This window comes from Paenibacillus dendritiformis (assembly GCF_021654795.1).
Classification (GTDB): domain Bacteria; phylum Bacillota; class Bacilli; order Paenibacillales; family Paenibacillaceae; genus Paenibacillus_B.
Window position 1 is genome coordinate 981,738 of record NZ_AP025344.1, and the last position, 25,194, is coordinate 1,006,931.

Consider the following 25,194-nt stretch of genomic DNA (forward strand, 5'->3'; position numbering starts at 1 on the left):
TCGGCAACAAAAACAGGACGCCAGACGGCGTCCTCGTCTCTCTTGATTCCAGGGTAGGCGGAATTATTGCCGAATAATGACGATATCCCGCGGCGGGTTGCCTGTCCGTTGAATGGTATTTATCTCGGCATCGGTCAATCTGCGCCCTACCAGGATGAAGGAAGAGGTCACATTATTGAAATTAAACCGGCCCAGATTCGCTACATTCTGGCTTCCCCGGAACACGCGAAAAGATCCCTGGAAGTTAATTCGCGAGAATAACACCAAGGTCACTTCATTTGTATTGACCACATTGCGCAGCCGGAAACTGGACAGAACATTATTGAACCGGAACGCCCCCAAATCCCGAACCGCTACTCCTCCGCGGCGGAACACAATCCGTCTTCCTGTAAAGTTAACCCCGCTGAAAAGGGCCAGTCTGACATCTCGATTGGCCATTCTAGAATCACTCCTTCTTGTAAGGTACTACCAATATATGATGGAGTGATAGAATCGGTTTAGACGATTGCTGCCGGGGGAGCGCCGGTTTTTGCTTGTCCCTGTCAGGCGAACAAAATTCCCGTTAATGGATGATATAATAGGTATATTTAATAGTGTTCCGACAGGCGATAGATACGCTCATATGAACCTCTTGGGAATTCATGATGAGAAGTGAGGACAAAATCATGATTGATCGTTATCGTGAGATCCATTTTGCAGAGCTGGAGCTGGAGGGCGGCGAGGAGGCCGGAATGGCGATTCCGCCGAGAGCGGACACGGAGAAGCCGGCTTCCCGGGGGCGAATCGAGGAACAAGAGAAGCCGCTGGACCTGGCGCTCAGCTCTCTGGCAACAACAAAAGAGAAGCGATTCGTTGAACAGGCCCGCCAATGGGAAGGGCATGTTGAAGCGCCGGCCCCCTTTGTTCCATTCATGTGCTACTGGCCGGAATATAAGGATATGTCGGAAGGGCAGACGCGATGGTACTTTTATTGGCGGAATGAAGTTCGGGAAGGTCGGTACCCGCCCACTGGCCTGTCTTATCTTTTTCTGCTCATCTACGAATTGATTAATGGAATCGGTTGGAAGGAGCCTGTGCAGGGCTACCGGCTGATGAAAGAGATCTGGATCGCTTACCGGGAGGCCTTCCCGAAGCTGGATGCCTACTTGCCCGATTGGCTTGTCGACTTCGGCCTTGTCCACCGTCTTGATGTCTCGGTCCGCGATGTCGCGGCGATTGCCCCATGCAGCGTGTCCGGAGATGCGCTCGAATGGGAGCTGATGGACCGGTTCCGGAGCGAGCCGGCGGATCTCCCGCTTGAAGCGGCGGCCCTGCTGTCGGACTATGATGTCATGCGAAGCAAGTTCTGCGCCAATGGCGGACAGGCAATGATGAACGCATATTTCCCCAAGGTATTCGCGGCTGTAGATGGATATATAAGCAAAAAATATGGCGCGCGCCTGATTGAGCGGCTTCATCCCGGCGAACCGGCAAGAAGGGAGCGTTACTTGTTCCGCAGCGCTGTCTACGATTCCACGCTGTACGGAAGCAGCGCGGCAATCGAGTGTGTTCCGATCAGCTCCCACGGCCCGCTGCGCGCCTTCGTAACCCAACTTATGCGGTTAACGGAAAATACGCTGCGCGGCTTATGCGGGTACAAGGGCAGACTGCGCGGCATTGCCGTTGAAGCGGAGATCGCCGCTCTTGTTCACCGGTATTTGGAGCGGGAGGTTGGACAAGCTTCCGCCGCGGAACGGGAACGGGACGAGCCGGCCGTTCGCATAAATGCGGACAAGCTGGCCCGGCTGCAGGCCGAGTCGGACGAGGTGCGCGATATGCTTGCAGTGACGGAGGAAGTTGGCGAACCGGAAGGCGTGAGCCGGATCGCGGGCGGTACGCGAGACGAGCCATCCGAGACGAGGAGATCCGGGCAGCGCGGCGAGCCGGAGGGCGGCCGTTCGGCGGATGTGCCGGATATCCTGTGCGCCGAACCGGATGAAGTCCAGATGCTGCTGTCCCGGCTGACGAATGAGCAGCTTCAACTGCCTGGCATGAGGGCGATCGGCCTCGCCGGGAATCACGGCGGCATGGACGACGAATGGATTCAATTCGATCGTTTGCTCGAACCGGTGCATCGTCTGACGCTGCAGGCGATGATGGCGGGAGGGGAGCATCATTCGCTGGTGAAGCTTGCCGAAGCGCACGGAACGATGGCCGAGCTGCTTTTCGATGAGATCAATGCCGCGTCCATGGATACGATCGGGGACCTGATCATTGACGGGAATGAGATTGCGGATGACTATCTTCCTATGATTGAGAAATTGGCGAGGTGAAGAACCATGACAGATAAGAAAATTCCGAAGCGCGTCACGACGGCGCTTATCAACTCCTTGACCGCCGGCGTCGTGCCGCGTATTGGACTGGAGCATATCGCCGTCGGCCGCAAGCCGGAGATTGAAGCCATCCTTCGCGACCTGGACAATGTGGCAGAGGGCGGAGCGGCGTTCAAGCTCGTGACGGGACGATACGGAAGCGGGAAGAGCTTCTTGCTGCAGATGATTCGCAACTATGCGATGGACCGCAACTTCGTCGTTGCCGACGGGGATCTGTCGCCGGAACGGAGACTGGCCGGCACGAAGGGGCAGGGGCTGGCGACGTACCGCGAGCTGATGATGAATCTATCGACGCGCACCCGGCCGGACGGAGGAGCGCTGGAGACGATCCTGCAGCGCTGGATTGGTTCGATTCAACAGCAGGCCATGTCCGAGCTTGGCATTGGACCGAACGACGAGGCCTTGAATTTGGAGGTGGAGCACCGCATCGCAGCCGTCACGAATGAAATGCGGAATATGGTGCACGGGTTCGACTTCGCCAAGGTGCTGGCGTCGTATTGGAGCGGGTATAGGAGGATGGATGACGAGCTGAAGCAAGCTTCGCTGCGCTGGCTTCGCGGGGAGTTCACGACGAAGACCGAGGCGAAGCAGGCTTTGGGCGTCGGTGTGATTATTGATGATGACACCTGGTACGATTACATGAAGCTGTGGTCGGAATTCGCCGCGCGGATTGGATATCAGGGATTGCTGCTTTTTATCGATGAAGGGGTTAACCTGTACAAACTTACGAACAGCATCTCCCGGCAGAGCAATTACGAGAAGCTGCTGACGATGTTCAACGATACGATGCAGGGCAAGGCGGAGCATCTCGGCATTTTCATCGGCGGCACGCCGCAATTCGTGGAGGATGAACGCCGGGGGCTGTTCAGCTATGAAGCGCTGCGCTCCCGCCTCGTAAGCGGCAGATACGCGGCAGAGGGGCTCCGCACCTATACGGGCCCTCTTATCCGACTGGACATGCTGTCTCATGAGGAGATTTTGATTCTGCTGCAGCGTCTGCGTTACATCCATGCCCTTCACAATGGAGTGGAACCGCTGCTGACGGACGAGCAATTAATCGTATTTATGGAGCAAGCCGCCGGCAGGCTCGGAGCGGACGAGCTGTTGACCCCGCGGGAGATTATTCGTGATTTCATGGATCTGATGCACACGCTGCATCAGCATCCGGAGACGGAGTTCGACGATCTAATCGGAGAGCGGTGCGTCAAGCCCGCGGCTTCCCAACTGGATGAAGTCGGCGGCTTCTTGGCGGAATTCGAGCTATGAGCGGCACTCATCCCTTTCACCGGTTGGCGCCGTTCATTCAGGAGTATATTTACAAAAAGCGTTGGGAGACGCTGAAGGAGGCCCAAGTCGGGGCTTGCCGCGTGCTGTTCGATTCGCCGAACCATCTGTTGATCGCATCCGGCACGGCATCGGGCAAGACCGAAGCCGCCTTTTTCCCTGCCTTGACGGAATTATATGAACGCCCTTCCGCATCGGTAGGCATTCTGTACATCGGCCCGCTGAAGGCGCTCATTAACGACCAGTTCGAGCGTCTGAACGATCTGCTGCGCGAGGCCGGCATTCCGGTGCGGCATTGGCATGGGGACGTGTCCCAAGCGGAGAAGGCGAAGCTGTTGAAAAGACCGTCCGGCGTGCTGCAGATTACGCCGGAATCGCTGGAAGGCTTGTTGATGAACAAGCCGAATGCGATTCCCGCCCTGTTCCGCGACCTGCGGTATGTCGTGATTGATGAGGTGCACGCCTTCATGGGGGCGGATCGCGGCATTCAAGTGCTGAGCCAGCTGGCCCGGGTGGAACGGATGGCAGGCTGCCGGCCGAGACGGATTGGCCTGTCGGCGACACTGGGCGACTACGATGCCGCCTGCGAATGGCTGGGCGCAGGCTCGCCGCATGCCGTCGAAGTCGTGGCGCCCCGCGCGGGCCGCAAGCTGAGATTGAATGTCGAGCATTTCTCCTTCCCCGCCGCCCATGACGAGGAGCAGACGGAGCAGGCGGCGAATGCCCGCAAAGCTTATTATGACTATATCTATGATCATACGCGGCTCAAAAAGGCGCTGATCTTCACGAACAGCCGCTCCGATGCGGAACTGACGACGCTGGAGCTGCGCCGCACAGCTGCGCGGCGCCAGGAGCGGGATGTCTTCCACGTGCACCACGGCAGCATCTCGGCCATGCTGCGCGAAGAGGCCGAGGCCGCGCTTCGCGTCGGACGCGGGCCAGCGGTAACCGCGGCTACCGTAACCTTGGAGCTGGGCATCGATCTCGGGGAGTTGGAACGGGTCATCCAACTCGGAGCGCCCTATAGCTGCTCCAGCTTCGTGCAGCGGCTCGGCCGATCGGGAAGACGCGGCGATGCGGTATCCGAGATGCTGTTCGCGGTGCCGGAAGAGGAGGACGAGGACGCGCAGCTCCCCGCACGGATGCCTTGGACGCTGCTGCGCGCAATCGCGGTCATCGAGCTGTATGTGCGGGACAAGTGGATCGAGCCGCTCGCGCTGCGGAAGAAGCCAATCGGCCTGCTGTATCATCAGACGATGAGCATATTGAAGGGCATGGGGGAAGCGGCGCCGGCCGAACTCGCCCGGGAGGTGCTGACGCTGCCGCCGTTCCGGAACTTCGATGCGGAAGAATATAAGCTCTTCCTCCGGTATTTGCTGGAGACCGATCATTTGCAGAGAACCGAGGAAGGAACGCTTCTGATTGGTCTGGCCGGGGAGAAGGTCGTGAACCATTTCCGCTTCTATGCGGTATTTAAAGACGATGAAGAGCATGCCGTATATAACGGTTCGGAGGAATTGGGCTCGATTACGACCGTTCCCCCGCCGGGCTATTGCTTTTCTCTGGCGGGCAAGCTGTGGAAGGTCGTCGAGGTGGACGCGAAGCACAAAGCCGTCTATGTCAAGCCTGCCCGGGGCAAGGTGGACACGCTCTGGCTTGGGGCCGGGGGCGATGTGCATACATCGGTCATGGCCAAGATGCGCGATATTTTGGCGGATCATGAGATCTATCCGTACTTGGCTCCGGGGGCTGTCAAGCGGCTCGAGCGGGCCCGCCGTCTTGCCCGGGAGAGCGGTCTGCTCAGGCAGTCCGTTCTTCCGGCGGGAGGGAGCTCCTGCTTCATCCTGCCCTGGATGGGAACGAAGCCGTTCCGCACATTGGAGCGCATCTTGAAGCACCGGCTTGCCCAGCGACTTGCCCTCCGGTCGATTGTGCCGATGGAGCCGTACTATATGGTCGTCTCCGGCCATGCGGATGCGCCCGCCTTGTTGGACGAACTGCGCGCAGAGCTGAATAACGGAATCGATTTGATGAGTCTTTTAGCGCCGGAGGAGGCCCCTTATTTAGGCAAATATGATGAATTCGTCGCTCCGGAGCTCGTCCGGAAGGCGTTTGCCGTGGATGGGCTGGAGCTGTTCCCTGCTGAATGGCAACGCTGAAAACGGAGTATCGTTTGTCGAATTATGGAGATTTTTATCGGACTGTGCTAGTCCTTTGTCACCATATAATTAGTCGATTAATTTTATTTGCTTGGGACTTTTTCCCCTATCGCCCGGATTGGCTATATGGTTATGATGGTTAGGTACGAAAATTTGTTACAGATCTTAGGAGGATATCGGCTTTGAAAAAATGGACACTCGCGTTATTAGGGGCAATCTTGGCGTTGGGAATCACGGCATGCGGCGATAAAGGCGCTACCGGTGGTGCGACCAACGCGGAAAAACCGGCGGATGCGCAAACAGAAAAAGAAAATGCGCCGGCATTGACTGCGGATGAACTGCTGACGAAGATGGCGGAAGCCAGCCAAAAGATGAAGAACTTCGCGATGGATGCGAGCATCAACCAGAACATTACGGTCGCTCAGGGCGATCAGAAGCAAGAGCAGAAGGTTGATATCTCGATGAAGGCGGACTTCAGCAAAGAACCGTTCGGCATGTACCAAGAGATGAAGATGTCTATGCCTGGCCAAGGCGAACAGGATATCAAGCAGTATATTTCCAAGGAAGCGATCTACACGCATGTGGATGGACAATGGGTGAAGCTTCCGGACGAAATGATTGGCGATATGGTTAAGCAGATGGAAGAATCCGCGAAAATCGAAACTCAAATGGAGCAGTTCAAATCTTTCTCCAAAGATATGAAAGTGGCGGAAGAGGGAGACAAGTACGTATTGACAGCTGATTTGTCCGGCGATGGAATCAAAGAGCTCGCCAAGAACTTGATGAGCCAGTCGGGCAGCGGCGAAGACGCGCAAACGCAGGCTCTGATCGAGCAAATGGATATCAAAAATGTCAAAGTTACGTATGCGGTCAACAAAGAATCGTTCCTGCCGCTTCAATCCGATGTCGACATGACGATGGAAATGGAGCAGGACGGTCAGAAAATCTCCATGGACATGGTGATGAAGAGCACGTTCTCCAAGCATGACGAAGTGGGCGAAATCAAAATCCCTCAAGAGGTGCTGGACAGCGCTCAATAATTGAATCGCGTTCAACCGCCGGATCCGGAAGGATTCGGCGGTTTTTTGCGCGGGTGTAGCTTTTCATCTATTCTCTCCGCCTTATGCCAGCCCCAGCTTGCGCTCGATTTGCCAAATGGCCTCCTCCACGGTGATGACCGCTTCGGTCTGCTCGGCCATATCCTTGAGACGGATCGCCCCGATGGCGGCCTCGCTCTCGCCGATGAGCAGCACGAAGCGAATTCGTTGGGATGCGGCGGAGGCAAGCGATTTTCTGAGCTTGCGGCCGCTCGTATCCAGAGAGGTGCGTATCCCGTTGGCCCGAAGGGCCGCGGCGGTCCGGAGCGCTTGGGCCAGGGTATCCCCGATAGGAATGACGACGGCCGAAGCGCGGGTCCGTTCCGCTGGCCGCCGCGCGACGAGCGCCATGATTGATTCCATGCCGAACGACAGGCCGACGGTGGGGTAGGCTGCATCCTGCCTTCCCGTGAATTGGCCAATAATGGCGTCGTATCTACCGCCGCCGCCCAGGCTTGAGACGAAGGAGCCGGACGCATCGAAAATTTCATATACGGTGCCGGTATAGAAGGACAGCCCGCGGGACAGGAACGGGTCGAAGGCGCAGCTTGCCGCAAGCCCGGTCTCGTCGATTAGAAGCTGCAGGGCGCGCACCTCGGATGCACCCTCCGACGACTGGAGGCCGTAAGCCCCGGCGAGGGAATCGACCGAGATCTCTTCTCTCTCCATCAAGGCCAAGATCGCCTCGGTAACGGACGGCCCCAAGCCTTTGCCAAGCAGTTCGTCCTTTACTCCTTCTTTTCCGATTTTGGCAATCTTGTCGAGCGTCAGCATGACCGACAACGCCTCCCCGGCCGGGACGCCGACCGACTCCAGCAATTCTCCGAGGAACCGCCGATTGTTCCATCTTATCGTCACCGGGATGTCCAGGCGGCGGAACGCCTCGACGGCAAGCTGCATCAGCTCGGCCTCGGCTTCCGGCCCTGCAATGCCGACGATATCGGCATCGCATTGCAGAAATTCCCGCAGCCTTCCCCGTTTCACCGGCCCGTCGCGGAACACTTTGCCGATCTCATACCGCTTATACGGCAGCTGCAGACCGGGATTCATGGCGACAACCTTGGCGAACGGAATCGTCAGGTCATAGCGCAGCCCTAACTGCCGCTGTCCTTGATCGCTCAACTGGTACATTTCCTTCACGATTTCTTCCCCGCCGGCATATTTCGATGTCAGTACATCAAGCTCATGCAAGATCGTGCTCTCCATCGCCTCGAAGCGGTACAGCTCGAACAGGTTCCGCAGGACGTCCTGCACTTGCTGGCGAGCCGCTTGCTCCGGACCGAAAAAATCATAAGTTCCTTTTACGTTTTGCATCGTATCCATCCTCCCTTGTGTCTCCGGAAAATAAAAAACGCGCCGGACCTCTTGGTCCCGCGCGCCGGATATATGCCGCAGGGAGGCCAACGCGAACAGCGTTAGCCTCCCTGATAGGTTCAGGGGTGCTAACGCTTCTTGTGATGATGAAGTTGAGTCTGCTGGATTCGGTTCATCGCAGGTTCCTCCATCGCATGTAGTATTACAGAGTATAGCGAATGGGTAGGGAAAAAGCAATAGTCTTACGAAGAAGAAAAAGACTGGAGCTGTGTCCTCGCTTTCCGAATAATCTCTCCGATCTTTTGCTCCAGCTGGAAGACTTGGCGAGTGCGTTCATTCCGCTGGCCGGAGGAGACTGTCATCGAGGTGAGCGCCTTCAGGCTGGCGCCGGCATCGCCCTTCCTCGCGGCTTGCGTTAACGTGCTCCGGGCCGCAGAGAGCCGGCTCTTATCGGTGCGGGCGGCGTTCTTCGCTTTCTTGATCTGCACCTTGACCGTATCGATGGCGGAGAGCGTCTGGCGCACGCGCTTGACGGCATCGGTGCGGGCTTGCCTGGCCGACTTCAGCGCGGCTTGGCGGCGGCGAATATCCTCCCGCGCGGTCTGGACGAGGGGCTTCATGCCGGTGTGCTGCAGGCGAAGCGCTGCGTTCAGCTGCTTGTTCTTCCATATCTTCGCCGCCGAAATCTGCTTGTTCAAGGCGCTATAGGCGTCGAACAGCGGCTGATACTTCTTCTTCGCCTCCTGGACTTGTGAATCGAGGCGCTTGAGCTTCTCCACATGCATAAGCTTGACCTTCTGCCGGATGGCGGTCATCGCCTCCGCATTGTCGCGCTGCAGGCGCTTCGTCTTCTCCTGCCATTCCCGCTCTGCCGCCTCGAGCTGAATCAGTTCCCGGTAAAGCCGATTCAGCTTATCCGCCTGCGTCCGGTCCGCTGCCGCCACCATCTTGTCGAAGGCGGCCTTGGCCGTGGCGGACAGCTCCGCCGATGCGGCGCGGAGCGGCGCCGGGTTGGCCAACAGGCATGCGAATGCGAGTGCAATAAGGAGCCATGCGATAATCGCGCCCGATTGTTTCCTCATCATAATCGTCTCATCCTCTCTTCTTATTTTCCCGAAATATCCGGCTCCGCCCTCCATATCCCCACGCGCAAGACAGGAAAATGCAAAAAAGCACCTGCAAGAAGGGCTATCAGGCCCATTCTTGCGGGTGCTTCCATCGCAAGTGCCGTTATTTGTCATTCAAGCTAATGATATGAAAGAATGCGAGATTTGTCAAGGCGAACGGATAAGGAGCGTGTTTTTCCTCGCAAAAGCTTGGCTGGAGCGGTTAGATAGTTTAGATAACACCTATGGAGCGCGTTATCGGGAGAAGAGGGCTTTGTCGAAATATGGGAGATAGGAGCATGCGATTGTCGTTCTATCTGCCCAAATAATTAATTGGCTCAAATCGCCAGTACAGGACTATTTCCCCTAGTACCGGATAGACCGTATGGTTATGATGATTAGGTCTTATATTAATTACAGATATTAGGGGGATACTCGCGTTGAGGAAGTGTGCGATTGCATTGTTAGTAGTTGTTGCGGCCTTCGGCATTACGGCTTGCGGCGGCAGTGACGCCGACGCGGCTATTGCGGCAGACGAACTGCTGGCAAAGACGATAGATGCCAACCAGAAGATGAAGAGCTTCTCGATGGAAGGAACTGCGATCAATAAGATTACGGACGGTATAGGAGAGCTGAAGGAAGAGAGGCAATCCGAATCGACCATAAAGCTGGACCTGAACAAAGAGCCGTTCGGCATGTACTATGAGAATAGGAAAGTGTATGACGGGCAAGAGGAAGTTCAGCAAACGTTGTACGTTGAGGGGGAGGAAGCCTATGTGAACCTCGGCGACGGATGGCATGAATATCCTGAAGAGATGGTTGACGAGCGGTTGGAAAGACTCGAAATATTCGCGCATCCCGAGAACCAGTTGGAGCTGTTCCGATCGAGGGCCCAAGATATGAAGGTGAAGGCGCGCGGCAATAGGTATGTGTTGACGGCTGATCTGACCGGCGAGGGACTTCAGGAACTGGTTAAAGGATTGATAAGTCAGGCAGGCAGCGGCGAACATGAACATATGAAATGGTTTTTGGAAGCATTGCATGCAAAAAATATAAAAGCTTCGTTTCTTATTCATAAAGATTCGTTCCTATTGGTTCAAGCGGAAGTAAGTATCATTTTGGAACCGAAAGAATATGGAAAGTATTCTACTCAAGAACTAGTGACGAAAAGATCATTCTCCCGCCACGATAAAGTGGGCGCAATCAAGATTCCGCAAAAGGTGATTGACAGCGCGAATTAGGATAACCAGACAACCGCCATATCCGGGAGGATGCGGCGGATGTCGGCGAATACGATTAGGAGCATCTGCAAGGAAGCGGCCGGCGCCTTGCCTATTATCCCGGTTCATTCGCAGCATCGGGGCCTGCTCTCTCCTTCGTTCCTAGATGAGCCTTAGCTTCTTTTTAACTACATCCGGTCCTTGCTCTGATGACAGGGCCGGGCTGATTAGAGGAGTTTTAGCAAAATCCTGCACCTGCCAGGCTGTTGAGAAAGAAGTTTTGAGTAGGAAAATGGATATTTCCACCATCCTGAAAACTGCACCATTTCCCTAGACACGCCCATCCGGCAGGCAAAATCCGCAAACTCCACGATTTTTCCAGACACGCCGATTCGGCAGGCGAAATCCGCAAACTCCTCGATTTTTCCAGGCACGCCGATTCGGCAGGCGAAATCCCGCAAACTCCACGATTTTTCCAGGCACGCCGATTCGGTAAGCGAAATCCTGCAGAAATACAGCAATTCGATAGGGACGACTAGTCCAGAAAGGGAATCCTGCAAAATTACAGGAATTTCCCCCGTTTCGCTTCGGCTTGAAGCAAAAGGGCCTAAAATGATGTAGATTTGCAGCAATTCCTCGGGATGTGGACTCATTAAGCCGAAATTCCTGTAAAATAGCAGCATTTTCCTCCACACGTCCAAGCCCCAGGAGGCAACGATGCTTCCAGCAGGCCAGATAATGCTTCCAGCAGGCCGATAGTGCTTCCAGCAGGACAGATAGTGCTTCCAGCAGGCCGATAGTGCTTCCGGCAGGCCAGATAGTGCTTCCAGCAGGACAGATAATGCTTTCAGCAGGCTGATAATGCTTCCTGAAGGCGATGATGCCCCCAGCATCCGACGCGGTCGGTTGGATCCCGTAAAATCAGGCCATTGAGTAGTCTATGGGACTTTTCACCTGTGATGTGGATCTCTTCTCCCGGCAGAAAAAAATCGATTTAAAACGCTCTAAGAGCCAAAGTTTGGATGAGGAAAATGGACCTTCTCCACCCCTTCACAAAAAACAGTGGTTTTCCAACAGCCTGAGACTTGCAGCATTTTTTCCAAGAAGTAGTGTTAATCCGCAAATTCCCCTAGAAGCACCTTTGGCCCAAAAACGGGCATATGCGCTGGCAGCCCATGCGCTGGTTTTATGACGCCGTCACTGTCCATCAGGCTTGTTTCAGAAGGCTTGTTGTAGAAGCCGGTGTCGCCAGGAAAGCGAAAGCGGCCGGCATATGGGGAGAGGCGAAAAACGACGATACGTCATCCAATCGGGACATTCCTGCTTCATTTTAAAATTATATTTTAAAAAAACTATTGATATTTAAAATAATGTTTCAATATGATAGGGAGTAGCAGCCGCGAGCTGTTCAGTTGAGAACGAAGGAGGGAGCATAATATCTGTTCGCTGCGCTTGGCAGCATGTTTGACAACATGGAATTAGGGAGCTTGGAAAGTGATCAATCATCTCATTAGGGAGTGAATGAACGAATGAACAGGAGACGGCATTCATTTCACGGCAGGGCGATGGTGGCTCTTACGGTGGCGCTGATTCTTTTGCTGGGGACGGGACTGTCCAGAGTTGGAAGCGCTTCACCGTTTGTCCATGCGGAAGAAGCGGACGGCGCAGAGCCGATTGTGCTGGAGGAATTCGAGGATCTGACGAACCTGCGAGCCAGCCATGCGCAAGCCAATTCCGTCGAATTGAGCCTGATCAGCCGGCCGGAGACCATCTATTACGGTCATCATGCGGTGAAGCTGAGCTATGACTTTATCGGACAACCGAACACATCGGCAGCGTATGTGAACTTCTATAATCCGGATGGCACGAGGGGGAGGGCAGTCCCGGGCCAGCCCCGGAAATTAGGCGTGTGGGTATATGGAAATCAAAACAATAACTGGCTGCGCGCCGCGGTGGCGGATGGAAGCGGCAAGGCTTTGCCCGCGCTCGATTTTACGACGTCATCGGGATTCCATTGGCAGGGGTGGAAATATGTCACCGCAGACGTTCCGCAACATATACAATGGCCTCTCAAGCTGAACCAGATCTATATGGCCGCGACAAAATCGGAAAACAAAAACAGCGGAGCCATCTATTTCGACCGGCTGTCCGCTATCTATTCAAGCTCCCCGATTCATCACTTGGATATCACCGGATTGCCGCCGCACATGCAAGCCGGAAGCAGCCAGGCGGTTCAAGTGGTTGCGACGCGCACCGGCAGCACGGCTCCCGAACGGATCGAGAGCGGCGTCCAACTGGCCAGCAGCGACGAGACTGTCGCTGCCGTGACGCGGGCGACGTATGATTCGATCGCGGCCGTCGGCGCCGGAACGGCCATTATTACGGCCGAATACGGCGATGCGCCCCCGGTCCGGTTGACGCTGACCGTGACGGAGGATGCGCCGAAGCTGGAGCGGATTGAGGTGTCCGGCCCGCAGAAGATGGTGCGGACGGCGACCGGTGCTTTAAAGGCGTATGCGGTCTATGCGGGACTTGGGGCGCCGGTGGAAATGGCGGGCGGCGCCAGCTTCGCCAGCAGTAGGCCGGAAGTGGTGAGCGTCGATGACAGCGGCGGGCTTGAAGCGCATGCGATAGGCTCGGCGGCGATCACGGTCACGTCCGTGACCTACCGCAACATCTCGGCGATTCATCAGATTGAGGTGACCGAACCGGTACCCGAGCTGGAGAGCATCCAATTGCGGGGCTTGAGCGCGGTCGCGATAGGCGGCTCGTTCGAGGCGGAGGTGTACGGCACCTATTCGTGGGTGGAAGAGCCGGTGAAAATTGCGGAAGGCGTAAAGTATGCGAGCAGCAATCCGGAGGTCGCCCCGATCGATGAGAACGGGAAAGTGACCGGAATCAAGGTAGGTGGAACGCGAATTATGGCAACGTATGAGGGCAAGACCAGCTCCGTGTATGTTGTAGTCAATAAGCCGGCTGGTATTCCGAAGGCGGAGATGAGAGCGGCGTGGATCGCGACGGTGGAAAATATCGATTGGCCGGCGAAGGGCACGACCGGCGCAGAGGAGCAGAAGCAGCAGTACCGGAAGCTGCTCGACGAGCTGCAGGCCGCGGGAATGAACGCGGTCATTATGCAGATTAAGCCGACGGCGGATGCCTTCTACCCGTCGGAGTACGGCCCATGGTCGGAGTGGCTGACGGGCGTGCAAGGAAAGGATCCGGGATATGATCCGCTCGCCTTTATGCTGGAGGAGACCCATAAGCGAAATATGGAATTCCATGCCTGGTTCAATCCGTATCGCGTCAGCATGAAGAACGATATCGAGCGGCTGGTGGAGGATCATCCGGCGCGCAAGCACCCGGACTGGGTTCTCTCGTTCGGGGGCAAGCTGTATTTCGATCCGGGCAATCCGGAGGCGCGGCAATTTATCACGGACAGCGTCATGGAGGTGGTGAAAAAGTACGACATCGATGCCGTCCACTTCGATGATTACTTTTACCCGTATCCGATCGAAGGCACCGAGTTCCCGGATGATGTATCGTATGCGAAGTACGGCGCGGGCTTCCCGGATCGGGCCGCCTGGCGCCGGGACAATGTGAACCAGTTCATTCGCGGCGTAAGCGAGGCGATCAAGCGGGAGAAGAGCTACGTCAAATTCGGGATCAGCCCGTTCGGCATCTGGAAGAACAAGAGCAAGGATCCGGAAGGCTCCGACACAAACGGCTTAAGCAGCTATGAAGCGCTCAACGCCGACTCGAAAAAATGGGTGGAGGAGGAATGGATCGATTACATTACGCCTCAGATTTATTGGTATATGGGCTATTCTCCGGCCGCCTATGACACCTTGATTGCCTGGTGGAGCGGGGTGACAGCCGGCAAGAACGTGCATCTGTACAGCGGCCAGGCGATCTACCGCATCGGACAGGGAGACGGGTGGATGGATCCGGAGGAAATGCCGAACCAGGTGAATTTCAACCGCAATTTCGCGGAAGTGTCGGGCAGCATGTATTTCAGCGCCCAATGGTTCGCTGCGAATCCGCTAGGCTTCACTGATCGGCTGCGCAGCGATCTGTACCGGTACCCGGCACTCGTGCCGGCGATGCCTTGGCTTGATGCGCAGGCTCCGGCGGCGCCCTCCGGGGTATCGGCCCGCAACGCGAGCGGGGGCGTCGAGCTGAAGTGGAAGACGGCGAGCGATGAGACGTACTATGCCGTCTACCGGTTCGAGGGCAAGACCGCGGGCAGCATCGCGGACCCGTCGCATCTGCTAGGCACGATCCGCAAGAAGTCCGGGCATGCGATGCAGGCTTACGCGGATCGCACGGCAGCGAAAGGACAGCAATACACCTATGTGGTGACCGCTGTCGATCGGCTTCATAACGAGAGCGCTGCCAGCGAAGCGGTCACCTTGACGGCTGCGGAACCGGGCGCTCCGAATCCGGCGCCGCTCGATCCGCCGTCATCGTCCGGCGGCTCCTCCTCGTCTCCGGCGCCAGCGCCTTCCAAGCCATCGACGCCATCGACGCCGACAGTGCCGGCAGTGCCGCCGGTGGAACCGGCCGTTCCGGTCTTCCCGGATCTCGCTCCGGCGGCCTGGGCGCAGGAGGCGATTCAGCAATTGGCGGCGCTCGGCATCGTCAAGGGGGATGCGGACGGCAAGTTCCGGCCGCTGAAGCCGGTGACGCGCGCCGAGTTCGCGGCGATGCTCGTCCGTGCCTTCGATCTGCAGGATGACGGTACGCCGCTCAACTGGAGCGATGTGAAGGAGACGGATTGGCACTATACCGTCATCGCGGCGGCGAAGCAGGCCGGGCTGGTGCAGGGCGCGGGCAAGGACAGATTCGAGCCGAACCGGCCCATCACCCGCCAGGAGATGGCGGTGATGGCGGCGAAGGCGCTTGCCGCCTTCACGAGCACGCCGGCGGCCACGGACGCGGAGCCGGTATTGGCCCGGTTCAAGGACCGTAAAGCAATCGCTTCCTATGCCGCGAAGGCGGTTGCGGCGCTGGCACAGGCAGGCATCGTGAAGGGAATGGGCAGCGGCCTGTTCCATCCGAAGGGCGAGGCGAACCGGGCGCAGGCCGCCATCATCGTCTGGAATATCGTGCAGAAGAAGTAATGACTGTTGCCGTAGGAAAAACGGAACAGGCTATGTCATATAACCCCGGGGGCTCCCGGGGTTAGCTTTTTCCCTGAATTGTAACAAAAGGGCCTCATCGGGCGGCTTGTCGCGACCTTCGAATTGGGATAGAATGGGAAGGAATATTTGGGGAATTTATCATTCGAATAGGAAGCGAAACATATGAATAAAAGCTGGCTCATACCGGCGGCGGTCCTGCTCCTTCTGCTCGGACTGGCTGCCTGCGATGCGAAGGAAGCGCCAAGCGGGACAGGCGGCAGCATTTCCGTTCAGGCGGAGCCGAAGCAGGCCGAGAATCCCCCGCCAGCCGATGGAGGGGGGAAGATTTTGGAGCCGGGCAAGCTGACGTTGACGGAGGAACAGAAGCGCGAGGATTTCGAAGCGATGGTGCGCATCGTCAAGGACAACTACCCGTTCCTCCAGGTCAATCAGCGCGTCCATCATGTCGACTGGCTGAAGAACGCGGATCGCTATGAGCAGTTTGTGCTGCAGGCGACCACCGATGATGAGTTCAGAGACAGGATGAATACGGTGCTGCGCGATTTGAACAATGGGCACACGTCCTTTTTGGATAAATCATTCTATGCATACATGAAGCGGCTATATCGTGATATGAAAGAAAGAGAGCAGTGGCATCGGCAGTTGAGCCAGCCGCATGCGGAAGCGCGGTATTTCGCGGACGGGGAGGACATGGACTCGGCTTTGTCCCCAAGCTCCGCAGCTTCGCCCGTGACTGGAATCCTGAAGGAAGGCAAGCTGGCGTATCTGTCTATTCCAAGCCTGCCTCATGAACGGGTCGAAGAGGATAACGCGATGCTTGCGCCTTTTCTGGAGAAGATTCGAAGCTATGACGCGCTCATTATCGATATCCGGGGCAATGGCGGCGGATCGACCTCCTATTGGGGCATGCTCGTGCCGCAGCTCATGAAGGAGCCTCTGACTTCGGTAAGTTATTTCCTTTTCCGCAAGGGAGAGCTGGCCCAGCAGTACGCCCATTCGGCTTATTCACCGGAGCAGCTGCTTCCTGTCGCTCAACTGAAGGAAGAATTGGGAGCGGTCCAGTTGCCGCCGGAGATCGAGACGGATTTCCAAAATTATATTAAAAACGAAATCACGTTTTCCCCTGAAGCGGGCAAGGAATACCGCGGACGCATTTATTTGCTCGTCGACGGGGGCGTATACTCGTCAGCGGAAGCGTGGGCGGTGTTCGCCAAGAGCACGGGCTGGGCAACCTTGGTGGGGGAACGGACTGGCGGGGATGGAATCGGAATCGATCCGATGATTGCTACCTTGCCCCAGAGCGGCTTCGCCTTCCGCATGCCTAGTGTCATGGGCCTAACCTCGTCGGGAGTCATTAATGAAGAGCGGAAGACGGAGCCCGATATTGAAGTCAGTGCCGTCAAGACCGGGAATCTGTGGGGCGATCCGGCAGTGCACGCCGTGATTCTGGAGGAGAAGAAGCACAGCGGCCGCGAAGGTGAATAGAGCCATTTTTCGGAAAAGTTCCATGCCCGCCCTTGCTCTTGGGATGGACCTGTGTTAGGATAGGGATAACTTTGACAGAACGGAGGGTCACCGATGATTGACATGGCAGCCATCTTCCGCTTGGGAAGAATCCGATTGAACGTATGTGACACTAACTGAATAGTGCTCATTTGCTCTGCCTGTGCGCAGAGTGATCGGGAATGGTCTGCCTTGGTTGCTCAGAGGAACCCTAATATGTTGCGCGACAGAAGAGGGAGGGACGATGCCTGCCTCTTTTGTTGTGCCTATATGACGCAGCACCTGCCAAGAACGAAGCGCTGGATGAAGCGGCTTCTTCTTCGGCGAACGCCTTCTTTCGTGCGCTGCCTGCTCCGTACCGGGAGCCTGCCGGCCGCGATCGGCCTTCGCTGTTACTCGGATATTGGCGGGATGGAAGGCTTGCGGGGTGACCGTGACTTCACGCATGCCGTGAGGGTATGCTTATAGTGCAGGGATGCGCTGCTATGCTCCTCTGCAAGCGGCTCCGTCGCGGGGCTCGTCTTCCGATGACTCGAAGCACAGGCGGAAAGCCTGTGTTTTTTTGTATTGCTTACTTCGAAATCAAATTTCACAATCATGATGATCCGTGCTCAAGCGGGACTTGGGTGCGGCAACGGGGGAATAAAGTATGGAACAACTTACGATACAGCCGCAAAAAGCGGTGTTGGCCGGCGTAAATCTGAATCATCAGCCGGATTTCGACTATTCGATGGAGGAGCTGGCGAATCTGGCCGCGGCCTGCGGCGTGGAGGTCGTCGGCGTCGTGACGCAGAACCTGAGCAAGCTCAACACGTCGCATTATATCGGCACCGGCAAGCTGCAGGATGTGACGATTATGCTGAATCAGCATGAGGCGGATATGGTTATTTTCAATGATGAGCTGTCTCCTTCGCAGCTTCGCAACCTGGAAAAGGATCTCGACTGCAAGGTCGTCGATCGCACGCTGCTGATCCTCGATATTTTCGGCGAGCGGGCCAAGACGAAGGAGGCGCAGCTTCAGGTAGAGGTGGCGGAACTGCAATATATGCTTCCCCGTCTGGTCGGTCTCCGCGAATCGCTGGGCCGCCAGAGCGGCGGGGTCGGCACGAGGAATAAAGGGGCGGGGGAGAAAAAGCTGGAGCTGGATCGCCGCCGGATTGAGGAGCGGATTACGGCTCTGAACAAGGAGCTGGAGGCCTTGGTCGCCCACCGCCAGACCCAGCGGAAGAAGCGGAAGAAAACCGAGCTTCCGGTCGTGTCGCTCGTCGGTTATACGAATGCGGGCAAGTCCACGGTGATGAACACGCTGGTGGAGCTGTTCACGGATGCGAAGGACAAATTCGTCTTCGAGAAGGATATGCTCTTCGCAACGCTGGATACGTCCGTCCGCAGCATCGATCTGGAGGATAACAAGACGTTCCTGCTGACCGATACGGTCGGCTTCGTCAGCAAGCTGCCGCATCATCTGGTCAAGGCGTTCCGCTCGACGCTGGAGGAAGTGAAAGAGGCGGACCTGCTGGTTCATGTCGTCGACTTCTCCAATCCGGAGTATGAGCAGCACATCCGCATCACGAACGAGACGCTGAAGTCGATCGGGCTCGAAGAGATTCCGATGATCTATGCGTATAACAAGATCGACCTGAAGGAAGGCGCCATTCCCGAATCGCAGGATTCGATTATCTACATGGCCGCCAAGCGCAAGCAGGGCATCGATAAGCTGATCGCAGCCATCCGCGCCCATGTGTTCAAGGATTATGTGAAATGCGAAATGCTCATCCCGTATGATCAGGGCCAGCATGTGTCCTACTTGAATGAGCATGCGAACGTCCTCGCGACCGAATACGAGGAGTTGGGGACGAAGCTGACGCTGGAATGCCGTCAGAGCGATTATCAGAAATTTGCGCAGTATGTGTGCGAGGCCCAGGCCTAAGCTGGACCGAACCGAGCCGCTTCCTTGATTTCGTCAGGGGGCGGCTTTTTTTGCATAGCCGGGTTGAGAGGGAGAGGGGGATGAAGCGCTGCGCGCTCAGGTCCGGTTCGAACGCTGCATAAGGCGGTATTTTAAGGGCGTACAGCCTGTCAACTCCTTGAAAATGCGTCCGAAATGGGTCAGGCTCTCAAAGCCGACCCGTTCCGCGATCTCTCCCATCTTGGCATCGGTATCCTGCAGCAGGAGGCGCGCTTCCTTGATGCGGACATTATTCACGTATTCGACCAGCGTAAAGCCGGTGCTGTCTTTGAACATTTTGCAGAAATAAGAGGGACTGATATAAAACCGCCGGGAGATGGAATCCAGCGTAATGCGCCGGCTGTAGTTCTCGTTGATGAAGTTGACGACGGCGATGATTTTGGGATGAACCTGCTGCGGGCTGGCTGCTGGCTGGTTTTGGCCGCTGTCTGCTTTGCGCTTCAAATAGATGAGCAGCTCAATGAGCAATATTTTGACATAATACGCATAGCCCGGGGGCTGGCGCAGCGATTCGTGCACCATCCGGTCGAACAATCCCTCTACCATGCTCTGCTCGCTGCCGTCCAGACGGAGCAGATGCGTATCGGCTTGGAAGGCGGAGAACACGTCGAAACTCTCTTGCTTCGGGAGCAGGTCGGCGATAAATTCCCGCTTGAACTGGAGCGTGATGCGCTCGAAGGCCGCGCCGCTCGAATTGACCAGCTTATGAATCTCGTTGACGTTGATGAATAGCAGCATGCCGCTCACGAGATGGTAGGTCTTATCCCCGACGAAGTACGATAATTCGCCCGAGACAAGATAGAAAATCTCATAGGCGTCATGGTAATGGCGCGAAGGCATGCTGGAGCGGACTTTCCGTTCGCGGCTAATGTCGAAGATATCCGATTCGTAGAAATTCGTCTCTTTGGCGTCGGTCGTATCCACCAGGCGATCAGCTCCATTGGGGTGATGTGCATCAGTGTACCGCAGGATCGGAGGAAAAACAAGAGCATACAAGCGGAAACGAGTTAATATTCAACGTATCTTATTATTTGTCTTTTGCCAGTTTATTGAGTCGATAGAATTAGGAGAATTGTCATATGATCTGAATTCTTTTCTAGTAAATTAGGTGGAGTTGGTGGTATGTTTATACATAGAAAAAGGGGGTCTTCCATTGAGAAAGAAATCAGCAGCCATCAGTATCGCAACATTACTTCTAGGGATGACGGTGGCTGGATGCAGCGGCGGCGATTCCGCGACGGCCGACCTGGAGAAGAAAATCGAGGCTTTGGAAAAAGAAAATGCGGAACTGAAAGCGGCAATGGGGAATCCGGGCGCAGGCAAAGCGGACGCCGAGAAAAAGGAAAATGCGGGCAACGACAGCGCCGGCAAGTCGGAGGAGAAGTCTGACCATGAGGCTGCTCCGGCTGCCAATGGCAAAGTAATTGAAGCGAAAAAGCCGCTCGAAATCGCCGATTTTGCCGAGCTGACCATTCAAGGAGCGAAGTTCGCCAACAAGATTACCCCGCCGAACCCGGACAGCTTCTACTCCTATTATGAAGTGAAGGATGCGTCCAATACTTATTTCGACACGGTGATCAAGGTCAAGAGCTTGCTGACCGAGGGGAAATCGGCGGATGAGTTCGTGTCGGTCAAGGTCGTCTACGACAACAAATATGAATATAACGCTTTTTCCACGATCGAGGATAAAGGAGGGGCGGATTTTACCTACACGAATATTACCAGCATCGAGCCATTGAAAACGGGCACGCTTCATTTCATCGCCGAGGTGCCTGCCGAAGTGGCGAAGGACAAGAAGCCGATCCAGGTCATCGTCTCGACCAACGGCGAGGATTATACATACACCTATCGTTAATAATAAGTTCATTTTGTATAAAAATGTTATATCGAATTCTGCATCCAAGTGCGGGCCTCCAGAAAGTAAGTGCTTCCTGAGAGGTTCGCATTTTTGTTTTACCCGGCTTCCCGGCCTGCGGGACCGCAAGATGTCCTTCTTCTGCCGCGGGCTGTTATGAGCCGTCCCGCCTGCAATGGGCAAGCCGCTTCGCATCGTGCGGGGGCCCTGGGCGCCGGCCGGTAAATTCCAAGGAATGGCCCCGGCCGATGCGGGCATACAATCTATCAATCGGATGTGAACCCTATTGAATCGAGGAGGCCGGTAGGATGAAGAAGACAGGGATAGGGCTGCGCATTGGTCTGCTGGCCGGGGCGATGGCGCTTGCCTTGGGGCCGGGCGCCGCAGGCGTGGCGGCTGCCGCGTCTGGTGGGACTGGCGCGGCAGGGTGGGCAGACCGGATCGCGGCCATGAATCAGGACGAACGGGCTCAGTACTTCGAGCAAGCGGCGCAGAGGCTGGCCGAGGCGGAACGGAAGCTCGCGCAGTCGAAGGCGCTGTACCTGGACGTTCCGTATTCCAGTATCGAAAGCAAGCTGTTCGATGCGAAGCTGGCTTACGCCCGGGCCGCCTCGGACGATGCCGAGCGCGACGCCGCGCAGCTCGGCCAACAGGCGGCGGAGCTGGAGCGGTTTGTGACGGAGGCGGAGCAGTTGAATACGGAGTCCCGCAAGGTGGAGCTGCGCGGGATCCGGCTGCGGGTGAGCCCGAGCCCGGGCGATAACGAGGCCGAGAAGGTGCGGGAACGGTTGGAGCGCATCAAGGCCGCGCATTTCAACGCGGTCTACCTGGAGGCGGCGGAGCGGGCGGGAGCGGACGCGAAGGCGAGCGGGGCCGGGACGCAGAATCCGGCAGTGAATCCGGGCGCATCGGCGAGGGCGAATCCTGCCGCGATTGCGGGAGCGGGCGGGAATGACGCGAAGATAGCCGCAAGACCAAGCGCATCGGCGGGCGCGAACGGCGCGAACACGAGCCCGAGCGTGGGCGAGACCGCGAATGCGAGCGCGAAAACGTCAGCGGCCAGCCCTTTGTTCGATGCGATGCAGGTGTACATCGATGAGGGCGCGAAGCTTGGCTTGGCCGTATTTGCCGGGGAAGCCGGCCCGTTCGGAGGCAAGCCGGGCGCCGCTGTCGTGGACATCCGCATCGGCGCAGAGACGGATCCGGCGGCGGTAAGGGAGCGGATTCGGCAGAACGGAGCGGAGCATGGGCTTGGCGCGATTATAACGGGGGAAGAGGCGTTTTTCGCCGGCGGTTATGAACGCGAGCTGTGGTTCGGCCTGTACCGCAGCCAGGCAGTTCTGCCGGAGCGGGATGCCACGAAGCCCGTCCGCGTGCTGCTGGAGCAGATGTCCCGCAAGGTGGGCGCCATCTATGTGCCGTTCGGCGGGATGACCCGGGAAGCGGCGGAACGATACCGGCCGCTGCTGGATCTGCTGGCGTCGGGGCTTTCCCGCACGCCCCAATGGAGCAGCAATGCCGCCGCTTCGATGCGGGACACCTTGATTCAGCTGCGGGAATATATTTACTTGGATACGGAAGTGAAGGAAGAGGTGCGGAACCGGCTGAGCGAGGATATCGATCAATGCGTCGAGCTGCTCGAAGCGCATTTGGCCGCGCATCGGGAAAGTGGCAGCGCATCGTGAAGCGGGGCGATAGCGGCGCGGGCCGGGGGATGGCCTGGCTGCCGGTTTTGTAAGGAGGCGTTTGCAAGCGCTGTTGTGGAGCGGGCGGCTGCATCCGCCGCGCTTCTGCACGAGCGTCGCAGGATGCGCGTCAGTGCGATGCAGCTCTCCGCGGCAAGCTTGAGCCGCCCGGACGGGGCGCTCATGCCCTTGAGGGGAGCCTCTTTTGCCGCAAATTGCAGCAATCCTCTCCCTGCTGCGATCCCGTGTCGCCAATCCTGCAAAAATGCAGCAATTGTTCCTGGGCCGCGCCCTCTATATGGCAATCCTGCAAAAGTGCAGCATTTTGCCCGTCCAATCGCGGAACGAAGCAGAAACGCGCAAAATTGATGTACTTTTGCAGCAATTCCTGCTTCGATGCGTATTTTGCGGTGAAAATCCTGCGCCTGTGCAGGATTTTTATGATTTTTATCCCGGCAAGCCGGCGGACTGGACCAAGCAAGCCGCAGAAGCCACCTTGCCCGCCCGCAGCGTCGCTCCCGCCCGCAGCCGTGGTCCCGCGCCCGCAGCGTCGCTCCCGTCCGCAGCGTCGCTCGCGCCCGCGGCGGTACTCCCACCCGCAGCCGTGGTCCCGTCCGGAGCGGTGCTCCCGTCCGCGGCGTCGCTCCCGCCCGCGGCGTCGCTCCCGTCCGCAGCCGTGCTCCCGTCTGCAGCGTCGCTCCCGTCTGCAGCGGTGCTCCCGTCTGCAGCGGTGCTCCCGTCCGCGGCGGTGCTCCTGCCCGCAGCCGTGGTCCCGTCCGCAGCGTCGCTCCCGCCCGCAGCGGTGCTCCCGTCCGCGGCGTCGCTCCCGTCCGCAGAGGTGCTCCCGCCTGCCGGTCGGGCTTTTTATTGGCCGACGAGGACGAAGACGTTGCTGTCCGGCGCCTCCATGACGGCCACATGGCCTGATTCCGTCGGAAAAGGCTGGCGAATCCAGTTGATATCCGTTCTGGCGGACAGCGCTTCATAAGTTTCGCACACGTCTTCCACGTAGATTTCAATGTCGGCCACCTGGAGAGCGGGATGATTTTGCAGGACGAGCTCGGAGCTCTTTTCGTCCGGGAACTTCATTCCGACCAAGATCCATGTTCCTCCTTCGCCGAGGGGCCGCTCGATGCGCCAATGCTCCGTCAAGCCGAGCGATTGGCAGAACTCGATCGAGGCCTCGATGTTTGCGGTGTACAGAGCGACGCATTCCAGTCTTTTGAACATAGGTACTTCCTCCCAGCGATTTATTGTTGTTGTGTTGTGCCGTGCTTTGGTCTACTGTATCATCTATCTACGTCAACATTTGTCATAGATAAAAAGGAAGGTTGTGCGATAAGCGGGAACTGTAGAACCCGGCCATGTTCACGCTGAAGTTGGGGGAGCAGGAGTGGAAGGGGATGTTAACGATGATTGCAGTTCCGCAGAACCCGCCATGTTGACCCTGATGCGGGGCAGCAGGAGTGGGTAGGGGGTGGGGTGTTAGTGATCCGGATATGTTGACGAGAGTGCCGAACAGCAGAACAAGGGTGAGCAGATAATGGCAGGGGAACAATAGAAGACGCGTGCGTTGACAATGAATGCGGAATGCGGCGTTCACGCGGTGACGGAAGAGGGACTGAGGCATGCGGTGTGTCGCTGCGCACCATCCAACGGGATCTGCGCGACCTGGAGGAGCTGGGGGTGCCGCTGTATGCCGAATACGGGCCTAAGGGCGGTTACCGGCTCCTGAAGGAGAAGCTGCTGCCTCCGCTGACGTTCAGGGAAAATGAGGCGGTGGCGATGTTCTTCGCCTATCAGTCGCTGCATAACTACGCGTCGATACCGTTCGGGGAGGAAGCCGTCTCGGCGCTGTCCAAGCTCTACCGTATTCTGCCCCCGAACGCGAAGCGGACCATCGACCGTCTGAAGGATTGCATTCAGTTCTGGGTGCCGCAGAGAGAGCAGGAGGCTCCGTTATTGCAGCTATTATTGGAAGCGGCTGTCGGGCGCCAAGCGCTTACGATCCGCTACGATTCGGCGCGGGGAGAGAATGAACGGGACATTGTGCCGCTCGGCTTATATGCGCATAACGGCTATTGGTATTGCCCGGCTTATTGCTTCCGCAGGCAATCCTACCGATTGTTCCGCGCGGACTATGTCAGAGCGCTGAAGCCTCGGGAGCCATTGGAGCCAGAGATGCGGAGGCAGATGAAGAAGTTGATCACGCTCGAGCAATGGTTCCTGCCGCCTGTGCGCCAGCATCATGTGGCGCTGCGGGTGGAATTGACCCGCTTGGGAGTGAGGAAATGCGAGGCCGATCCTTGGCTCGATAAAGCCATCACGCGGCACGAGGACGGGACGGGCACGATCGAGACCCGCACTTGGCGAGGGCGAACTCGAATACTATGCGGAGCGGATATTCAGTTGGGGGAGGGACGCCTTCGTGAAGGAGCCTCCCGAGTTGGCGAACTTAATCATAGACAAGCTTGATCGGCTTCGCGGCC

19 protein-coding genes are annotated in these 25,194 nt (G+C 57.1%); 12 read left to right on the top strand and 7 right to left on the bottom strand.

Going from position 1 to position 25,194, the window contains the following annotated elements; all coding sequences use genetic code 11:
- Positions 1-63 precede the first annotated feature (63 nt).
- Positions 64-438, bottom strand: coding sequence for a hypothetical protein (locus L6439_RS04265; protein WP_213471048.1), 375 nt, complete (start codon positions 436-438; stop codon positions 64-66).
- 227 nt (positions 439-665) lie between these two features.
- Here L6439_RS04265 and L6439_RS04270 point away from each other — a divergent pair, with 227 nt between their 5' ends.
- The 4 genes from L6439_RS04270 to L6439_RS04285 all read left to right on the top strand — a co-directional run bounded on the left by L6439_RS04270 (position 666) and on the right by L6439_RS04285 (position 6,855).
- Complete coding sequence (locus L6439_RS04270) at positions 666-2,312, top strand: TerB N-terminal domain-containing protein (protein ID WP_213471049.1); 1,647 nt, start codon at positions 666-668, stop codon at positions 2,310-2,312.
- Positions 2,313-2,318: 6 nt separating this feature from the next.
- Positions 2,319-3,638, top strand: coding sequence for an ATP-binding protein (locus L6439_RS04275; RefSeq protein ID WP_168178248.1), 1,320 nt, complete (start codon positions 2,319-2,321; stop codon positions 3,636-3,638).
- Entirely contained in the window at positions 3,635-5,815 is a 2,181-nt protein-coding gene (locus L6439_RS04280; RefSeq protein WP_213471050.1) for a DEAD/DEAH box helicase, read from the top strand. The genes L6439_RS04275 and L6439_RS04280 overlap by 4 nt, the downstream gene beginning before the upstream one ends.
- 182 nt (positions 5,816-5,997) lie before the next feature.
- On the top strand, positions 5,998-6,855 hold the full coding sequence (locus L6439_RS04285; RefSeq protein ID WP_168178246.1) for a DUF6612 family protein: 858 nt from the start codon (positions 5,998-6,000) through the stop codon (positions 6,853-6,855).
- Between the two features lie 81 nt (positions 6,856-6,936).
- On the opposite strand, the gene L6439_RS04290 is transcribed toward L6439_RS04285, so the two are convergent.
- Positions 6,937-8,226 carry a histidine--tRNA ligase gene (locus tag L6439_RS04290; RefSeq protein WP_168178245.1) on the bottom strand — a complete coding sequence of 430 codons (1,290 nt, stop codon included), beginning with the start codon at positions 8,224-8,226 and terminating at the stop codon, positions 6,937-6,939.
- Positions 8,227-8,468: 242 nt separating this feature from the next.
- On the bottom strand, positions 8,469-9,311 hold the full coding sequence (locus L6439_RS04295; RefSeq protein WP_213471051.1) for a hypothetical protein: 843 nt from the start codon (positions 9,309-9,311) through the stop codon (positions 8,469-8,471).
- 482 nt (positions 9,312-9,793) lie between these two features.
- Here L6439_RS04295 and L6439_RS04300 point away from each other — a divergent pair, with 482 nt between their 5' ends.
- Complete coding sequence (locus L6439_RS04300) at positions 9,794-10,573, top strand: DUF6612 family protein (protein WP_168178243.1); 780 nt, start codon at positions 9,794-9,796, stop codon at positions 10,571-10,573.
- Positions 10,574-10,779: 206 nt separating this feature from the next.
- Here the strand turns inward: L6439_RS04300 and L6439_RS04305 are convergent, their stop codons facing one another.
- On the bottom strand, positions 10,780-11,445 hold the full coding sequence (locus L6439_RS04305; protein ID WP_213471052.1) for a hypothetical protein: 666 nt from the start codon (positions 11,443-11,445) through the stop codon (positions 10,780-10,782).
- Positions 11,446-11,492: 47 nt separating this feature from the next.
- Here L6439_RS04305 and L6439_RS04310 point away from each other — a divergent pair, with 47 nt between their 5' ends.
- From L6439_RS04310 to hflX, 4 genes are all read left to right on the top strand, one after another.
- Positions 11,493-11,744: a hypothetical protein gene (locus L6439_RS04310; RefSeq protein ID WP_213471053.1), complete on the top strand. Its 252-nt coding sequence runs from the start codon at positions 11,493-11,495 to the stop codon at positions 11,742-11,744.
- 337 nt (positions 11,745-12,081) lie between these two features.
- A complete protein-coding gene (locus L6439_RS04315) occupies positions 12,082-15,672 on the top strand; it encodes a family 10 glycosylhydrolase (protein ID WP_213471054.1) in 3,591 nt (1,196 codons plus the stop codon).
- A 183-nt stretch (positions 15,673-15,855) separates the two neighbouring features.
- Positions 15,856-17,178 (top strand): S41 family peptidase, encoded by a 1,323-nt coding sequence (locus tag L6439_RS04320; protein ID WP_213471055.1) that lies wholly within the window; start codon positions 15,856-15,858, stop codon positions 17,176-17,178.
- A gap of 667 nt (positions 17,179-17,845) precedes the next feature.
- Positions 17,846-19,126: a GTPase HflX gene (hflX, locus tag L6439_RS04325; RefSeq protein ID WP_213471056.1), complete on the top strand. Its 1,281-nt coding sequence runs from the start codon at positions 17,846-17,848 to the stop codon at positions 19,124-19,126.
- Between the two features lie 96 nt (positions 19,127-19,222).
- On the opposite strand, the gene L6439_RS04330 is transcribed toward hflX, so the two are convergent.
- On the bottom strand, positions 19,223-20,089 hold the full coding sequence (locus tag L6439_RS04330; protein ID WP_237096738.1) for an AraC family transcriptional regulator: 867 nt from the start codon (positions 20,087-20,089) through the stop codon (positions 19,223-19,225).
- A gap of 229 nt (positions 20,090-20,318) precedes the next feature.
- Here L6439_RS04330 and L6439_RS04335 point away from each other — a divergent pair, with 229 nt between their 5' ends.
- Together L6439_RS04335 and L6439_RS04340 are read left to right on the top strand one after the other, a co-directional pair.
- Positions 20,319-21,020, top strand: coding sequence for a hypothetical protein (locus L6439_RS04335; RefSeq protein WP_237096739.1), 702 nt, complete (start codon positions 20,319-20,321; stop codon positions 21,018-21,020).
- Between the two features lie 308 nt (positions 21,021-21,328).
- The gene (locus L6439_RS04340; RefSeq protein ID WP_213471057.1) at positions 21,329-22,705 is read left to right on the top strand and encodes a hypothetical protein; all 1,377 of its coding nucleotides are present in this window, start codon (positions 21,329-21,331) and stop codon (positions 22,703-22,705) included.
- On the opposite strand, the gene L6439_RS04345 is transcribed toward L6439_RS04340, so the two are convergent.
- Positions 22,642-23,625: a hypothetical protein gene (locus tag L6439_RS04345; RefSeq protein WP_213471058.1), complete on the bottom strand. Its 984-nt coding sequence runs from the start codon at positions 23,623-23,625 to the stop codon at positions 22,642-22,644. The two genes, L6439_RS04340 and L6439_RS04345, sit on opposite strands and share 64 nt — an antisense overlap.
- On the bottom strand, positions 23,570-23,935 hold the full coding sequence (locus L6439_RS04350; RefSeq protein ID WP_168181574.1) for a VOC family protein: 366 nt from the start codon (positions 23,933-23,935) through the stop codon (positions 23,570-23,572). The genes L6439_RS04345 and L6439_RS04350 overlap by 56 nt, the downstream gene beginning before the upstream one ends.
- Before the next feature lie 405 nt (positions 23,936-24,340).
- On the opposite strand from L6439_RS04350, the gene L6439_RS04355 reads away from it, so the two are divergent.
- On the top strand, positions 24,341-25,180 hold the full coding sequence (locus tag L6439_RS04355; RefSeq protein WP_237096740.1) for a helix-turn-helix transcriptional regulator: 840 nt from the start codon (positions 24,341-24,343) through the stop codon (positions 25,178-25,180).
- Positions 25,181-25,194: the final 14 nt, after the last annotated feature.

Coding starts and splice junctions, on each gene's coding strand:
- hflX (WP_213471056.1), top strand. CDS start 17,846: ATGGAACAACTTACGATACAGCCGCAAAAAGCGGTGTTGGCCGGCGTA.
- L6439_RS04345 (WP_213471058.1), bottom strand. CDS start 23,625: ATGTGGCCGTCATGGAGGCGCCGGACAGCAACGTCTTCGTCCTCGTCG.
- L6439_RS04265 (WP_213471048.1), bottom strand. CDS start 438: ATGGCCAATCGAGATGTCAGACTGGCCCTTTTCAGCGGGGTTAACTTT.
- L6439_RS04310 (WP_213471053.1), top strand. CDS start 11,493: ATGGGACTTTTCACCTGTGATGTGGATCTCTTCTCCCGGCAGAAAAAA.
- L6439_RS04295 (WP_213471051.1), bottom strand. CDS start 9,311: ATGATGAGGAAACAATCGGGCGCGATTATCGCATGGCTCCTTATTGCA.
- L6439_RS04280 (WP_213471050.1), top strand. CDS start 3,635: ATGAGCGGCACTCATCCCTTTCACCGGTTGGCGCCGTTCATTCAGGAG.
- L6439_RS04270 (WP_213471049.1), top strand. CDS start 666: ATGATTGATCGTTATCGTGAGATCCATTTTGCAGAGCTGGAGCTGGAG.
- L6439_RS04275 (WP_168178248.1), top strand. CDS start 2,319: ATGACAGATAAGAAAATTCCGAAGCGCGTCACGACGGCGCTTATCAAC.
- L6439_RS04315 (WP_213471054.1), top strand. CDS start 12,082: ATGAACAGGAGACGGCATTCATTTCACGGCAGGGCGATGGTGGCTCTT.
- L6439_RS04290 (WP_168178245.1), bottom strand. CDS start 8,226: ATGCAAAACGTAAAAGGAACTTATGATTTTTTCGGTCCGGAGCAAGCG.
- L6439_RS04305 (WP_213471052.1), bottom strand. CDS start 11,445: ATGCTGGGGGCATCATCGCCTTCAGGAAGCATTATCAGCCTGCTGAAA.
- L6439_RS04320 (WP_213471055.1), top strand. CDS start 15,856: ATGAATAAAAGCTGGCTCATACCGGCGGCGGTCCTGCTCCTTCTGCTC.
- L6439_RS04340 (WP_213471057.1), top strand. CDS start 21,329: ATGAAGAAGACAGGGATAGGGCTGCGCATTGGTCTGCTGGCCGGGGCG.
- L6439_RS04350 (WP_168181574.1), bottom strand. CDS start 23,935: ATGTTCAAAAGACTGGAATGCGTCGCTCTGTACACCGCAAACATCGAG.